This is a genomic window from Streptomyces sp. M41(2017) (genome assembly GCF_002078175.1).
Taxonomy (GTDB): Bacteria; Actinomycetota; Actinomycetes; order Streptomycetales; family Streptomycetaceae; genus Streptomyces.
In genome coordinates, this window is sequence record NZ_MWFK01000001.1 from 52,024 (window position 1) to 65,992 (window position 13,969).

Annotated in this window: 12 protein-coding genes and 1 pseudogene; 1 reads left to right on the forward strand and 12 read right to left on the reverse strand. The window is 73.7% G+C overall.

All coding sequences use genetic code 11. The features are described from left to right. Positions 1-16: 16 nt before the first annotated feature. From B0675_RS00235 to hisD, 12 genes and pseudogenes are all read right to left on the reverse strand, one after another. Entirely contained in the window at positions 17-604 is a 588-nt protein-coding gene (locus B0675_RS00235) for a helix-turn-helix domain-containing protein (RefSeq protein ID WP_081216699.1), read from the reverse strand. A gap of 104 nt (positions 605-708) precedes the next feature. After that, positions 709-2,133 (reverse strand): PucR family transcriptional regulator, encoded by a 1,425-nt coding sequence (locus B0675_RS00240; RefSeq protein ID WP_081216700.1) that lies wholly within the window; start codon positions 2,131-2,133, stop codon positions 709-711. A 113-nt stretch (positions 2,134-2,246) separates the two neighbouring features. Beyond that, positions 2,247-3,848 (reverse strand): annotated as a pseudogene (locus B0675_RS00245) (helix-turn-helix transcriptional regulator); the annotation flags it as partial. 1,029 nt (positions 3,849-4,877) lie between these two features. After that, the gene (locus B0675_RS00250; protein WP_081216701.1) at positions 4,878-5,852 is read right to left on the reverse strand and encodes a dienelactone hydrolase family protein; all 975 of its coding nucleotides are present in this window, start codon (positions 5,850-5,852) and stop codon (positions 4,878-4,880) included. A 406-nt stretch (positions 5,853-6,258) separates the two neighbouring features. Then, a complete protein-coding gene (gene hisF, locus B0675_RS00255) occupies positions 6,259-7,014 on the reverse strand; it encodes an imidazole glycerol phosphate synthase subunit HisF (RefSeq protein WP_081216702.1) in 756 nt (251 codons plus the stop codon). Next, the gene (locus B0675_RS00260) at positions 7,011-7,424 is read right to left on the reverse strand and encodes a RidA family protein (protein WP_081216703.1); all 414 of its coding nucleotides are present in this window, start codon (positions 7,422-7,424) and stop codon (positions 7,011-7,013) included. The genes hisF and B0675_RS00260 overlap by 4 nt, the downstream gene beginning before the upstream one ends. Next, a complete protein-coding gene (gene priA / locus B0675_RS00265) occupies positions 7,421-8,146 on the reverse strand; it encodes a bifunctional 1-(5-phosphoribosyl)-5-((5-phosphoribosylamino)methylideneamino)imidazole-4-carboxamide isomerase/phosphoribosylanthranilate isomerase PriA (protein WP_081216704.1) in 726 nt (241 codons plus the stop codon). Before priA ends, B0675_RS00260 begins: the two co-directional genes overlap by 4 nt. Continuing rightward, positions 8,143-8,787 (reverse strand): imidazole glycerol phosphate synthase subunit HisH, encoded by a 645-nt coding sequence (gene hisH, locus B0675_RS00270; protein WP_179165204.1) that lies wholly within the window; start codon positions 8,785-8,787, stop codon positions 8,143-8,145. The genes priA and hisH overlap by 4 nt, the downstream gene beginning before the upstream one ends. Further along, positions 8,784-8,948 carry a hypothetical protein gene (locus tag B0675_RS41215; protein WP_179165205.1) on the reverse strand — a complete coding sequence of 55 codons (165 nt, stop codon included), beginning with the start codon at positions 8,946-8,948 and terminating at the stop codon, positions 8,784-8,786. The genes hisH and B0675_RS41215 overlap by 4 nt, the downstream gene beginning before the upstream one ends. Before the next feature lie 88 nt (positions 8,949-9,036). Further along, positions 9,037-9,630 (reverse strand): imidazoleglycerol-phosphate dehydratase HisB, encoded by a 594-nt coding sequence (gene hisB / locus B0675_RS00275; protein ID WP_081216706.1) that lies wholly within the window; start codon positions 9,628-9,630, stop codon positions 9,037-9,039. Further along, complete coding sequence (locus B0675_RS00280) at positions 9,627-10,733, reverse strand: histidinol-phosphate transaminase (RefSeq protein WP_241539657.1); 1,107 nt, start codon at positions 10,731-10,733, stop codon at positions 9,627-9,629. Before B0675_RS00280 ends, hisB begins: the two co-directional genes overlap by 4 nt. Beyond that, a complete protein-coding gene (gene hisD / locus B0675_RS00285; RefSeq protein WP_081216708.1) occupies positions 10,730-12,055 on the reverse strand; it encodes a histidinol dehydrogenase in 1,326 nt (441 codons plus the stop codon). Before hisD ends, B0675_RS00280 begins: the two co-directional genes overlap by 4 nt. A 174-nt stretch (positions 12,056-12,229) precedes the next feature. Here hisD and B0675_RS00290 point away from each other — a divergent pair, with 174 nt between their 5' ends. Further along, entirely contained in the window at positions 12,230-13,810 is a 1,581-nt protein-coding gene (locus B0675_RS00290; protein ID WP_081216709.1) for an oxidoreductase, read from the forward strand. Positions 13,811-13,969 lie beyond the last annotated feature (159 nt).

Here is a 13,969-nt window from a genome sequence, read left to right on the forward strand (position 1 = left end):
CCGGGTCCTCTCGGAGTCAGGCGCGGAACGGGAAACCGTACGTGTGCAGGGCGACGTGCTCGCGCCCCTCGGTGTCGCCTGCCGCCTCGTCCGCGCGGCCCTTCTCGTCGTACTTCCGGATGACGTCGAGCAACTCCTTGTTGAGCGCGATCAGTTCGGCCGGTGTCAGACGCAGGTTGGACTCGGAGTCGGACGCGGCGTCGCCCCATTCGGTGCCCCAGGCGTGCCGCTCGTCCAGGAAGCGCCGGTAGAGGGCGGCCCGCTGGTCGACGACGAGCCGGGCGAAGGCGGTGTGGGCGGCGGCCGTCTCGGGGGCGCTCCGGAAGTCCTCGTCGTGGACGCTCACGCCCTCCGAGGCCGCCTGCCACCAGCGTTCACGGCCGTCTCCGCTGCGCGGCTCGGCCGCCTCGATCAGGCCGTGCTCGGCGAGTTTGCGCAGGTGGTAACTGACCAGTGAGGGTGCCTCGTCGACCTGCTCACCGAGCTGGGACGCGGTGGCCGCACCCGCGACGTGCAGGGCGCGGTACAGCTGCATGCGGAGCGGGTGGGCGATCGCCTTGAGCGTCCCCATGTCGCTGATCCGCCGGTCTTCCTTGCGTGGCATGCCGTCAGCGTAGATACGAAGGGAAAGTTGCGCAATAAAAATTGCGCAACTTTCCTTTCGCGCTGCGGTCGCGGCTCCCCTCGCGGCAGGACGCCGGGCGCCGCTCAGGGGTCGAGCAGTGTGTGTGCGGCCAGCGCCAGGGACAGCTCCACCACGTCCGCCGGGCGGGTCAGCGAGCGGCCGGTGAGCTGCTCGCAGCGGCGCAGCCGGTTGAGGACCGTGTTGCGGTGGCAGTAGAGCCGCCCTGCGGCCCGCTGGGCGGACCCGTCGCAGGCGAGCCAGGCCGTGAGGGTGTCCAGCATGATGTCCCGGTCGGACAGGTCCAGCCGCAGCAGCGGCCCGAGGACCCGCTCGGCGAGCGCGGCACCGAGGGCCGGCGCGGAGACGACGAGCGCCGCGGGCAGGTGCTCCTCCAGCACGACGGTGCCGCCGGACCGCGGGCAGGCCCGCAGGGCGGTGTCGGCCAGCCGGCGGGCGTCACCGATCGCCGCGAGTCCCTCCACCACCGGGCTGACCCCGATCCGGGCCACCGGCGGCGCGGTCAGCCGGCGGGCGATCTCCCCGGCGTCCACGTCGAGTCCGTACGCCCATGGGCGCCCCTCGTCGGGTCCGTCGCCGCCGTCGCCGCCGTCCGAGGGGCGCCCCTCCGTGCCGTACTCCGGTCCTGCGCCGGTGTCGAGGAGTCCGCTGTCGTGGCCGTGGCCGGGTCCGTCCCCGTCGTGGGGGTGACCCCCGAGCAGCACGATGCCGTAGCTGCCCGCGCCATCGCGTTCACGGTCGCGGTACCACAGGACCCGCAGGCCCGAGAGGCGCACCTGGCTCCGCGCGTCGGCGAACGCCCGGCCGGCGGGCACGCGGGCCAGGAGGACCGCGTACCTCCCCTGTTCGGGGAGGCCGAGGGCGGCCGCGGTGGCGGGCAGGTCGGCGATCCGCGCGGTGCCGTCGAGCAGCGCGGCCGTCATCAGACGCAGCCTGTTCTCGCGGCGCCACATCAGCTCACGCTCGGTCTGCCGGTAGGCGTCGGCCACCACCGCGCAGTGGTCGTCGACGAAGTTCCAGACATCCGCGGCCACGTGGACGAGCAGGCGGGCGTCGGCGGGATGCCGGCGGGTCGTCTCGTCGACGAGTTCCTGCCAGATCATGCCGCCGCCGAGACGGAAGGCGCGCAGCAGGGCGTCCAGCGGGAGTCCGCGCTCGGCCCGCGCCCTGCCGATGGCCCAGGAGCAGCGCTGGGCGTCCTCGCGCAGTTCGCCGGGCCGGATCAGGGAGCCGACGTTGAGCCGCAACGACCGCTGCACCTCGTCGCGCACGCCGTCCGCGTCGGCCTCCATGGCCGTGCGGTAGGCGGGTTCACGCTCCCTCAGCAGGGTCATCAGACGCTCGGTCAGTTCGGGCAGGCCCGCCATCAGCGCCCGGGCGGCGCGGTGCAGGACCGAGAGCGCCTCCGCGTCGACGGCGGAGCGCGCGGCCGGTACCAGGGGCCGCCGTCCGGGCAGGGGCCGGCCGTGGGCGGGTACGAGGTGCTGCATCGCTGTCCTCCACCGGAGTCGGCTCGGTCCGGCCGGTCCCGGCGGCCGACGCGCGGCACACGGGTGCTCCGGACCTCCTGATCCCGCAGGATGACATACCGCCCAGTCGGTACCTAGGGGTGTGCGGAGGTCTTCTCCGCGCGCTCCACCCAGCGGGAGAGTTCCACCCGGGAGCGGACCCCCAGGGCGGCGAAGACATTCCGCAGGTGGTGGTCCACCGTGCGGGGGCTGACCGACAGGCGCAGCGCCACCTCGCGGTTGGTCGCCCCCTCCGCCACGCAGCGGGCGATCCGCAGCTGTTGGGGCGTCAGGAGGGCGAGTGGACCCACCGGTTCGGCGGGGCCCGCGTCGCCGGTGGCCCGCAGTTCCGCTCTCGTCTGCGCGGCCCAGCCCAGCGCGCCGCCCCGCTCGAAGGACACGAGCGCGTCCCGAAGGCGCCCGCGGGCCTCCCCCGGTCTGCGCCGCCGCCTCAGCCAGGCCCCGTAGAGGAGTTGGGTACGGCCGCGCTCGAAGTCGCCGCCGGCCTCCTCGTGATGGGCGAGCGCGGCGGCGTACAGCGGCTCGCAGCCGTCCCCGTCGCTCAACAGCGCCCGGCAGCGAGCCAGTTGCGCGGGGGCCTGTGGATCGGCGCCCTGCGCGGCCCAGTGCGTGAACTCGGCGAGTGCCGACCGGGCGGCCTCCGCCTGGCCGGTGCGGGCGGCGGCCTCGACGAAGCAGGGGACGGCGAGCATCCGCAGGGCGAAGTGTCCGTGCCGCGGCCCGGCCCCGATCAGCGGGCCGAGCCGCGCGGCGGCCTCCGGGAGCCGGCCGCGGGCCAGATCGGCACGGGCCCGCGCCCATTGGGACAGGGTGGCGGCCTGCGCGAGACCGTGCGGGGCGGCGATGCGCTCGGCGGCGGACGCGTGCTCCGCGACGGCCTCCTGCGACCCCTCGACGGACGCCGCCAGCGCGAGGATCGCATGGTGGTGGGCCACGAGGTTGCTCTGCCCGGCCGCGAGCGCGGTGCGCAGGCCGTCCTCGGCGTGGGCGCGGGCGCGCGCGTGCCGGCCGGCACGCAGTTCCCCGTAGGCAAGGCGTTCCAGTGCCTGGGCGACCAGGATGCGCGGTCCGCGCGCCCTGGCCACGGCCAGCGCACGGGCGTTGGCCCGGCAGGCGGCGGCGAGGTCCCCGGCCACGAGCGCGGCGCCCCCGGCCAGCAGCAGGGACTCGGGGCCGTCGGGAATCCCGGCGGCCCCCGCCCCGTCGACCACTTCCCGCAACCGCGTCCGTCCGGTGTCCAGGCGGCCCCGCATGACCGCCGACATCCCGGCCCGGTACGCGGCGACCCCGCCGTCTCCCTCCGGCGGCCCGGCCACGTGGTCCGGTCCCCCGGAACGCGCCGCCCCCGCAACGGGGTTCACGTCGTCGGATCCGCGCCGTCCGGGCCCGGGGCCGAGGGCTTCCAGGCAGGCCGCCGCGTCGCCCATCGCCCAGGCGGCCTCCATCGCGGCGAGCCGGGCGGCCAGGGCGCGGGCGGGCTCGGCCTCGGCCAGCAACTCGGCCGCCAGCAGCAGTACTTCGCGGGCGTCGGCGACGGGACCGTCCTGGAGGCCGAGCTGCCCGTTCACCAGCTGGGCCGCCCCGCGGACCACGTCGGGCGCCCCCTCGTACCCGGCGCCCGCGAGCAGCTCCCGCGCCCGGGCCGGACGTCCGGCGAGACGGGCCCGCTCGGCCGCGTCGATGAGCCCGAGGGCGCGTCCGGTCGCGTCGGCGGTTCCGGACCCGGGCAGCCCGGATGCGGGACCGGCGGAATCCGCGCCCGCGAACCCGTCGCCGCCGGCCGGTCCGGCTTCGGCTCCCCCGGCGGGGAGGGCGGGTCCGGCGGATTCCGTACGTCCGTCCTTGCCCGGAGGGACGGTCGACGGTCCGCCCGGGCGGGTGGGCCCGGCGCAGGGCCCCGGTGCGGGACCCGGAAGTCCGGCGGCTCGGGTACGCCCGTCGTCGGCCCGAAGCACGGCCGACGGTTCGCCGGGACGGGCCGGCCGCGTGGCGGACTCCGTTGCGGGGCCCGGGAGTTCGCCGGTGGCCGGAGCGACCCCCGGCGCTCCTCCGGGTCCCGAGCGTCCACCGGCCCGGGCGGTGCCCCGCGGGCCGGTGTCGTATACGGCCGTCGGTCGACGCGGGTCGACCGGCGGCCCCCGGTGCTCGGCACCGTCCTGCGGGTCCCGGCTCCGGGGGCTCCCGGGACGACGTGCGGCCCGTCCGGTGCCGGCGTCGTCGGCGCGGTCGAGCGGCTCGGGGGCGGTCGCTGCGGCCCGGGGTGGAGTGGAGCCCGGCAGGTCGGGGGGATCCGCCGGGCACCCGGGAGGAGCCGGGCGGCCCGGGTCGCGGCTCCGGCCCGGTTCGTGTGCCGCCCCGTGCGAGGGCGGCGTCAAGGCGCTCCGGCCCGCTGTCCGGAGTGGACTTCGCGCAGTCGCGTTTCCCGTCACGACGGTCACGTTACTTCCGCGTAAACGAAGGCGGAAGACCCGCGTTCACTTGCCCGACTCACCCCGGAAACCCGCTGTGACCAGGAAGGACAGGGTGCCGACGGGGTGCCGGCTGGGCGGACTCCCAGGCCCGGGGGGCAAGGCTTGTGCACCGGCACAAGTGCCGCCGCGCCCCGGCCCCCGGCGGTCGCACCCCTCCCGGGGCCGGGCGCGGACGCGGGTGACGGCCACCGCTTCCGGTGGCCGTCACCCGCGCACGGGCGGTGCGGGTCGGGGTCAGGAGGTGTGCGGGCAGTTGCCCCGGTACTCGGCGATCGTCAGGGACGCCTGCGGCAGCGGGCACAGGAACTGCTCGTAGCGGGTGTCGTCGTCGATGAACCGCTTCAGCCACGAAATGCTGTACTTCGCGATCGTGGTGTTCGAGCTGTTGGGCGTGAAGTGGGTGGCGCCCCGCAGCTCCAGGTAGGCCTTGTCGAGCGTGCTCGGCAGGCTCCGGTAGAAGGGCTCGGAGTGCGTGGCCACCGGCGCGATCGTGTCACCGTCGGCGCCCACGATCAGGGTCGGCGTCTTGATCTCCGGCCAGGTGGTGTCGAGGTTCCAGCCGGTGAGCGGGATGGCCGCCTGGAGCGACGGGCGGCTCTTCGCCGCCTCCAGCGTGCCGCCACCGCCCATGGAGTGGCCCATCACGCCGAGCCGGGTGCTGTCGATCCGGGTCCGCACGGAGCTGCGCTGGGTCAGGTAGTCGAGTGCGGCGAGCAACTGCCGCCCACGGCTGTCGGGTTGGTCGAGGGTGGTCAGGGTGTCGATGGTGAAGACCACGAAGCCCTGGGAGGCGAGCCGCGGCCCGAGCCAGGATATGGACGACTGGTACGCGGTGTATCCGGGGGAGATGGCGACCGCGCCGAAGGTCCCGTCGCTCGTCGAGGTCGGGTAGTAGATGGTGCCGCCGCCGAAGCCGGACACCGACAGCGAGGAGACGCTGGTCTGCGAGACGGCGTACGACCCGCGGGTCGCCTCGATGCTGGCCGTCGTGGGGGCGGGGCCGCGCTCGTAGGGGTTCGCGGCGAGCTGCGCAGCGACGGCCGGCTCTGCGGCGGCCTGCGCTCCGGTGGCCTGGGCGGCGACGAGTCCGCCGGCGGCCAGGAGCGCCGCGAGACCGGCCCGCACCAGACGGCTCGTGAGCCGGTGCGGCCGGTGTCCGGACGGGGCGGGGCCGCCGGGAGCGGCGGGGAGTGCGCGGTTCTGCTGCACGGTGGGTGCATCCTCTCGGTGAGGGACGACGGACCCGCACCGCGTCACGGCGCCGCCGTGGCGTGGGTGTCGGATGGCGCACGCCGTGGAACGGCGGGGTCCGTCTCGGTGGTTGCGGTGGCAACTGTCCGGCCCTCGACCGCCCGCGCACATCGGCAGAATCACCGGCCTTGGCTTGCACCCGGCCGCACCCGTCCGACCGGGCGACGGCGACTCCCGCCGTGTCCTCCCCCCCGGCCGGAACCGGCACCGTCCACGCCGGGGACGGCCGGATCGGCCCGCGCACGGACGACGTCACGGCCGGGCCCCCGCGCCCCACGGCCGCAGCACGAGAACGGCCCGCACCCGGCAGCAAGTGCTGCTCGGGTGCGGGCCGTTGACGTCGTACGGTGTCCGGTGAGCGGGACTAGCGGACGGGGTGTCCGGCCTCCCGCAGGGTCTCCTTGACCTCGCCGATCCGCAGATCCCCGAAGTGGAAGACGGACGCGGCCAGTACGGCGTCGGCGCCCGCTCCGACGGCGGGCGGGAAGTGGTCGAGCCGGCCCGCCCCGCCGCTGGCGATCAGCGGAACGGTGACGTGCTTGCGTACGGCCTCGATCATCTCGATGTCGTAGCCGTCCTTCGTGCCGTCGGCGTCCATCGAGTTGAGCAGGATCTCGCCCGCGCCCAGCTCGGCCGCCCGGTGCGCCCACTCGACGGCGTCGATGCCGGTGCCCTGCCGGCCGCCGTGCGTGGTGACCTCGAACGAACCGCTCTCGGTCCTGCGCGCGTCCACGGAGAGCACCAGCACCTGGCGGCCGAACCGCTCCGCGATCTCGCGGATCAGGTCGGGCCGGGCGATCGCGGCCGTGTTGACGCCCACCTTGTCGGCGCCGGCCCGGAGCAGCTTGTCGACGTCCTCGGCGGTGCGGACACCGCCGCCGACCGTCAGCGGGATGAAGACCTGCTCGGCGGTGCGGCGCACCACGTCGTACGTGGTCTCGCGATTGCCCGAGGACGCGGTGATGTCCAGGAACGTCAGCTCGTCGGCGCCCTCGGCGTCGTACACCTTGGCCATCTCGACCGGGTCGCCCGCGTCGCGCAGGTTCTGGAAGTTGACGCCCTTGACGACCCGGCCGTTGTCCACGTCCAGGCAGGGGATGACCCGAACAGCCAGGCTCACGACGCCTCCTCGTCCACCGGGCCGCCCGGACGGAACGCCTCGACCTCGACCTCGACGACCAGGCGCGAGTCCACGAACCCGGACACGATGATCATCGACGAGGCGGGACGGATGGCGTCGAACAGCTCCTTGTGGGCGCGGCCGACGTCCTCCACGTCCCGGGCGTGCGTGATGTACATGCGCGTACGGACGACGTCCTCCCGGCCGAGGCCGAGCTGCTCCAGCGCCGCGAAGGCCACGTTGAAGGAGGTGATCGCCTGGTCGTACGGGCCGCCCTCGGTGATCTCGCCGTCGAGCACGGAGGTGCAGCCGGAGACCAGCACCAGGCCGTTCGGCAGCTCCACCGCGCGGGAGTACCCGAAGGCGTCCTCCCAGGGCGCCCCGGTGTTCACCCGGCGTACGGCGCTCACGCGGACACCGCTTCCAGGGCCTCTTCGAGGGTGAACGCCTTGGCGTACAGCGCCTTGCCCACGATGGAGCCCTCGACGCCCAGCGGCACCAGCTCGGCGATGGCGCGCAGGTCGTCCAGCGAGGACACCCCGCCGGAGGCGACCACCGGACGGTCGGTGGCGGCGCACACGGTCCGCAGCAGGTCCAGGTTGGGGCCCTGGAGGGTGCCGTCCTTGGCGATGTCCGTCACCACGTAGCGGGCGCAGCCCTCGGAGTTGAGGCGCTCCAGCGTCTCGTAGAGGTCCCCGCCGTCGCGGGTCCAGCCGCGGCCGCGCAGCGTCGTGCCGCGGACGTCGAGGCCGACGGCGATCTTGTCGCCGTGCTCCGCGATGACCTTGGCGACCCACTCGGGGGTCTCCAGGGCGGCGGTGCCGAGGTTCACGCGGGTGCAACCGGTGGCGAGGGCGGCGGCCAGGGAGGCGTCGTCGCGGATGCCGCCGGACAGCTCGACCTTGATGTCCATCGCGCGGGTGACCTCGGAGATGAGGTCGCGGTTGTCGCCGGTGCCGAACGCGGCGTCCAGGTCGACGAGGTGCAGCCACTCCGCGCCCGCGCTCTGCCAGGCGAGTGCCGCCTCCAGCGGGGAGCCGTACGAGGTCTCGGTCCCGGACTCGCCGTGCACGAGACGGACGGCCTGGCCGTCGCGGACGTCGACGGCGGGGAGGAGTTCGAGCTTGCTCACAGTGTTCCGATCCAGTTGGTGAGGAGCTGGGCTCCGGCGTCGCCGGACTTCTCGGGGTGGAACTGGGTGGCCCACAGGGCGCCGTTCTCGACGGCCGCCACGAACGGCTTGCCGTGCGTGGACCAGCTCACCAGGGGCGCGCGCATCAGCGGGTTGCCGACCTCAAGGGACCAGTCGTGGACGGCGTAGGAGTGGACGAAGTAGAAGCGCGCGTCGGCGTCGAGCCCCGCGAAGAGCCGCGAGCCGGGCGGGGTCTCCACGGTGTTCCAGCCCATGTGGGGCACGACGTCGGCCTCCAGCGGTCCGACCGTGCCGGGCCACTCGTCGAGGCCCTCGGTCTCCACGCCGTGCTCGATGCCCCGCGTGAAGAGGATCTGCATGCCGACGCAGATGCCCATCACCGGGCGGCCGCCGGCCAGCCGGCGGCCGATGATCCAGTCGCCGCGGGCCTCCTTGAGGCCCCGCATGCAGGCGGCGAAGGCGCCGACGCCGGGCACCAGCAGTCCGTCCGCGTTCATCGCGGTGTCGAAGTCGCGCGTTATCTCCACCTCGGCTCCGGCGCGGGCCAGGGCTCGCTCGGCGGAACGCACGTTGCCGAACCCGTAGTCGAAGACGACGACCTTCTTGGCGGCCGCGCTCACGCCCACACCGCCAGCCGCATCACGCCCGCGACGAGACACATCGCGGCACCGAAGGAGAGCAGCACGATGAGGCTCTTCGGCATCTGCTGCTTGACGAAGGAGTAGATACCGCCGAGGAGGAAGAGACCGACGACGATGAGAATGCTGGAAAGACCGGTCACAGTGTTGTCCCGTTCGCTTCTCCGCCCGCACGGCGCGGCGGTGCGGCCATCGTCGTTGTCTGCGGCCCGGTGGCCGCGCGTGCGTCGCTCACAGTGCGCCCTTGGTGGAAGGAAGAATGCCCTCGGCGCGGGGGTCCCGCTCGGAGGCGTAGCGCAGGGCCCGGGCCAGCGCCTTGAACTGGCACTCCACGATGTGGTGCGCGTTGCGCCCGTACGGCACGTGGACGTGCAGGGCGATCTGGGCCTGGGCCACGAAGGACTCCAGGATGTGCCGGGTCATCGTCGTGTCGTACTCGCCGATCATCGGCGCCATCTTCTCGGGCTCGGTGTGCACGAGGTAGGGGCGGCCGGACAGGTCGACGGTCACCTGGGCGAGGGACTCGTCCAAGGGGACGGTGCAGTTGCCGAAGCGGTAGATGCCCACCTTGTCGCCGAGCGCCTGCTTGAAGGCGGCGCCGAGCGCGAGGGCGGTGTCCTCGATGGTGTGGTGGGAGTCGATGTGCAGGTCGCCCTCGGTCTTCACCGTGAGGTCGAACAGGCCGTGCCGGCCGAGCTGGTCGAGCATGTGGTCGTAGAAGCCGACGCCGGTCGACACGTCGACCTTGCCCGATCCGTCGAGGTCGATCTCGACGAGGACGGACGTCTCCTTCGTCACCCGCTCCACGCGTCCTACGCGGTTCATGCGCTCTGCTCCTTCTTCAAGTCACGTACCGCGTCGAGGAACGCGTCGTTTTCCTCCGGGGTTCCGGCGGAGACCCGCAGCCACGCCGGTACGCCGTTGTCCCGGACCAGGACGCCCCGGTCGAGGATGTGCCGCCAGGCCTCGTGGGAGTCGGCGAACCGGCCGAACTGCACGAAGTTGGCGTCGGACTCGGTCACCTCGAAGCCGAGGGCGCGCAGTTCGGTGACCAGCCGGTCCCGCTCGGCCTTCAGCTGCTCCACGTATCCGAGCAGGACGTCGGTGTGCTCCAGGGCGGCCAGCGCGGTCGCCTGGGTGACGGCCGACAGGTGGTAGGGCAGCCGGACGAGCTGGACGGCGTCCACCACGGCCGGGTGGGCGGCGAGGTAGCCGAGGCGCAGTCCCGCCGCGCCGAATGCCTTCGACATCGTGCGGGAGACGACGAGATTCGGCCGTCCTTCGAGCAGCGGCAGCAGCGAGTCGCCGTGACTGAACTCGACGTACGCCTCGTCGACGACGACCATCGACGGCTTGGCCCGCTGCGCGGCCTCGTACAGCGCGAGGACCGTCTCGCGCGGGACCGCGTTACCGGTGGGGTTGTTGGGGGTGGTGATGAAGACGACGTCGGGCCGGTTCTCGGCGACGGCCTGCTCGGCGGCGGCGACGTCGATGGTGAAGTCCGCGCTGCGCGGGCCCGGGATCCAGGCCGTGCCCGTGCCGCGCGCGATGAGCGCGTGCATCGAGTACGAGGGCTCGAAGCCGATCGCGCTGCGGCCGGGCCCGCCGAAGGTCTGGAGCAGCTGCTGGATGACCTCGTTCGAGCCGTTGGCCGCCCACACGTTCTCGATGCCGACCGGGTGCCCTCCGGTCTTCGTCAGATAGGCGGCCAGCTCGGTGCGCAGCTCCACCGCGTCCCGGTCGGGGTAGCGGTTGAGCCCGCGGGCCGCGTCACGGACCCGCTCGGCGATCCGCTCGACGAGCGGTTCGGGCAGCGGGTAGGGGTTCTCGTTGGTGTTCAGCCGTACGGGGACGTCCAGTTGGGGCGCCCCGTAGGGGGACTTGCCGCGCAGCTCGTCCCGGACGGGGAGATCGTCGATGCCGGTCACTTGCCCTCGGGTACCTTCCATCCGAACCTCGCCTTGACCGCCGCGCCGTGCGCGGGCAGGTCCTCCGCCTCCGCGAGCGTCACCACGTGGTGGGCGACGTCGGCGAGGGCGTCCTTCGTGTAGTCGACGATGTGGACGCCGCGCAGGAAGGACTGGACGGACAGGCCCGAGGAGTGGCAGGCGCAGCCGCCGGTGGGCAGGACGTGGTTGGAGCCCGCCGCGTAGTCGCCGAGCGAGACGGGGGCCCAGGGGCCGACGAAGATCGCCCCGGCGTTCCTGACCCGGTCGGCGACGGCCGCCGCGTCCGCGGTCTGGATCTCCAGGTGCTCGGCGCCGTACGCGTTCACCACGCGCAGGCCCTCGTCGACGCCGTCGACCAGGACGATGGCGGACTGCCGGCCGTTCAGGGCCGGGACGATGCGGTCCTCGATGTGCTTGGTGGCCGCGACCTGCGGTTCCAGCTCCTTCTCCACGGCGTCCGCGAGGGAGACGGAGTCGGTGACCAGGACGGCGGCGGCGAGCGGGTCGTGCTCGGCCTGGCTGATCAGGTCCGAGGCGACGTGCACGGGATCGGCGGTGTCGTCCGCGAGGACGGCGATCTCGGTCGGGCCGGCCTCCGCGTCGATGCCGATGCGGCCGGTGAAGTAGCGCTTGGCGGCGGCGACCCAGATGTTGCCGGGGCCGGTCACCATGTCGACGGACGGGCAGGACTCGGTGCCGTACGCGAACATCGCGACGGCCGTGGCGCCGCCCGCCGCGTAGACCTCGTCGACGCCGAGGAGGGCGCAGGCCGCGAGGATCGTGGGGTGCGGCAGGCCGCCGAACGCGGACTGGGCCGGGGAGGCGAGCGCGATGGACCCGACGCCGGCCTCCTGCGCCGGGACCGCGTTCATGATCACGGAGGAGGGGTACACCGAGCGGCCGCCGGGCGCGTACAGCCCGACGCGGTCGACCGGCACCCACTTCTCGGTGACCGAGCCGCCGGGCACGACCTGGGTGGTGTGCGTCGTCCGGCGCTGTGCGCGGTGGACCAGGCGGGCGCGGCGGATGGACTCCTCCAGGGCCGCGCGCACGGCGGGGTCGAGCTGCTCCAGCGCGTCGGTGAGCGCCTCGGCCGGGACCCGTACGGAGTCCAGCCGGACCCCGTCGAACTTCTCCGCGAAGTCGATCAGCGCCGCGTCGCCCCGATGATGCACGGCCTCGCAGATCGGACGCACCTTCTCCAGGGCGGCCGAGACGTCGAAGTCGGCTCGGGGCAGCAGGTCGCGCAGGGCGGTGCCCTCGGGGAGGGCGTCACCGCGCAGATCGATTCGAGAGATCACGGGGACAATTCTCTCAGACGGCACGGAGACGCCGGACGCCTGTATCAATGGCTGATACAAGCCACCTTGGGTTCACCGGAAGATCCCCTTCACCGATAGCGTTCGGGCGGTCACTGAGCGGGCATTGCACGCATGTACGAAACCCGCGAACAGCCGGGGAGGAAGGGACGTGCCGTGACCGAGGGTGCCGGCGTCCGCACCGGGGACCTGCCGGACGAACTGACCGCCGCCGAGGCCGGGATGTGGCAGGCGTTCCGCAACGGCAGCGTGTACGACCTGCGGTGCGGGGACGGCACCGCCGACGATCCGCACGGCGGCCATCCCTGGGGCCCCGAGCGGAGTGTGCGGGCGCGGATCGTCGCCTGGCTGCTGCTCGACGGGCCGCCGCCCCTGCAGGGCCGGGTCGCCTCCCTGAAGCTGACCGGCGTGCTGATCACCGGAGTGCTCGACCTCGCGGGCGGCACGGTGGTGCCGTACGTGGAGCTGAAGGGGTGCCGCTTCGAGAAGGAGGTCCTGCTGCCGGAGTCCCGCTTCACGACCGTACGGCTGGTGGACTGCGCGGTGCCGCGTCTGGAGGCGGCCCGGCTGCACACCGAGGGCGATCTGCATCTGCCCCGATGCCGCTTCCACAACGGTGTCCGGCTGACCGACGCGCACATCGGTACGGACCTGCTGCTCAACCAGGCCGTGGTCTACCGGGACCGGCGCGGGCGGTCGATCACGGGCGACGGGATGACCGTCGGGCAGGACCTCCAGGCGGAGATGCTGGAGTCGCACGGCGAGCTGAGTCTGCGCGGCGCCAGCGTCGGCGTCTCGCTGAGCCTGCGCGGCAGCCGGCTCAGCAACCCGTACTCCCGGCTCGCCCTCAACGCCCCCCAGCTGACCGTCAACCGCACGGTGTACATGACCCCCGCGGGCCTGGGCAATCCGGTGCTGACCAGCGGCACCACCCCGGCGCGCGGCACGCTGGTGCAGCGGTTCGAGTGCCAGGGCGGCGTCCGCCTGGACGACGGACGGTTCGGCGACGCGCTCGACCTGGAACGGGCCCGTTTCGTCCTCGGCGAGGACCAGGAGCTGTCGTTGCGCCGGGTCCAGACGCCCGAGCTGCGTTTCCTCGGCGAGGCGCCGGAGCGCGGCAAGGTCGTGCTGTCCGGCGCGCGGATCGTCACCCTGGTCGACCGGGCGTCCAGCTGGCCCGCCCCCGGCGCGCTGCACATGGGCGGCTTCGCCTACGAGAGCCTCGTGCCGCAGGGCGCCTTCCCCCTGACCCGGCGCCTGGAGTGGGTGGCGGCGGCGACCGCCGAGTACAACCCGGAGCCGTACGAGCGGCTGGCCGCCGTGCTGCGCGGCTCCGGCGAGGACGAGGACGCCCGCGAGGTGCTCCTCGCCAAGCAGCGCCGCCGCCGCGAGACCCTGCCCCTCGCCGCGAAACTCTGGGGGTACGCGCAGGACTGGACGGTCGCCTACGGGTACCGGCCCGGCCGGGCCGCCCTGTGGATGGCGGTGCTGTGGGCGGCGGCGTCGGTCGCCTTCGCGCACGCCGACCATCCGCCGGTCGACGCGGGCTCGCATCCCCAGTGGAACGCCTCGCTCTTCGCCCTGGACCTGCTGCTGCCGGTGATCGACCTGGGCCAGGTGGGGGCCTGGCAGCTGCGCGGCGGCTGGCAGTGGCTGTCCGCCGCGGTGATCCTCCTCGGCTGGATCCTGGCGACGACGGTGGCGGCCGGAGCGACCCGGCTGCTGCGACGCGGCTGAGGCGGCGGCCCGTACCGCCCGGGGCCGCTCCCGCCGCCCCGTCCGCGCACCTCGCCGTGGGCGCCCTGGACGGTCCCGGAGCAGGTCAGGCCCCACGCGGAGTCCGAGCACCGGAACGAGCCACTCTTTGCCCGTCCTTGACCGGTCCCGAAGCAACCG

What these genes read in the sequence shown, in the direction of transcription:
- B0675_RS00235 (WP_081216699.1), bottom strand. Translation starts at nt 604, where the DNA reads ATGCCACGCAAGGAAGACCGGCGGATCAGCGACATGGGGACGCTCAAG.
- hisB (WP_081216706.1), bottom strand. Translation starts at nt 9,630, where the DNA reads ATGAACCGCGTAGGACGCGTGGAGCGGGTGACGAAGGAGACGTCCGTC.
- B0675_RS00240 (WP_081216700.1), bottom strand. Translation starts at nt 2,133, where the DNA reads ATGCAGCACCTCGTACCCGCCCACGGCCGGCCCCTGCCCGGACGGCGG.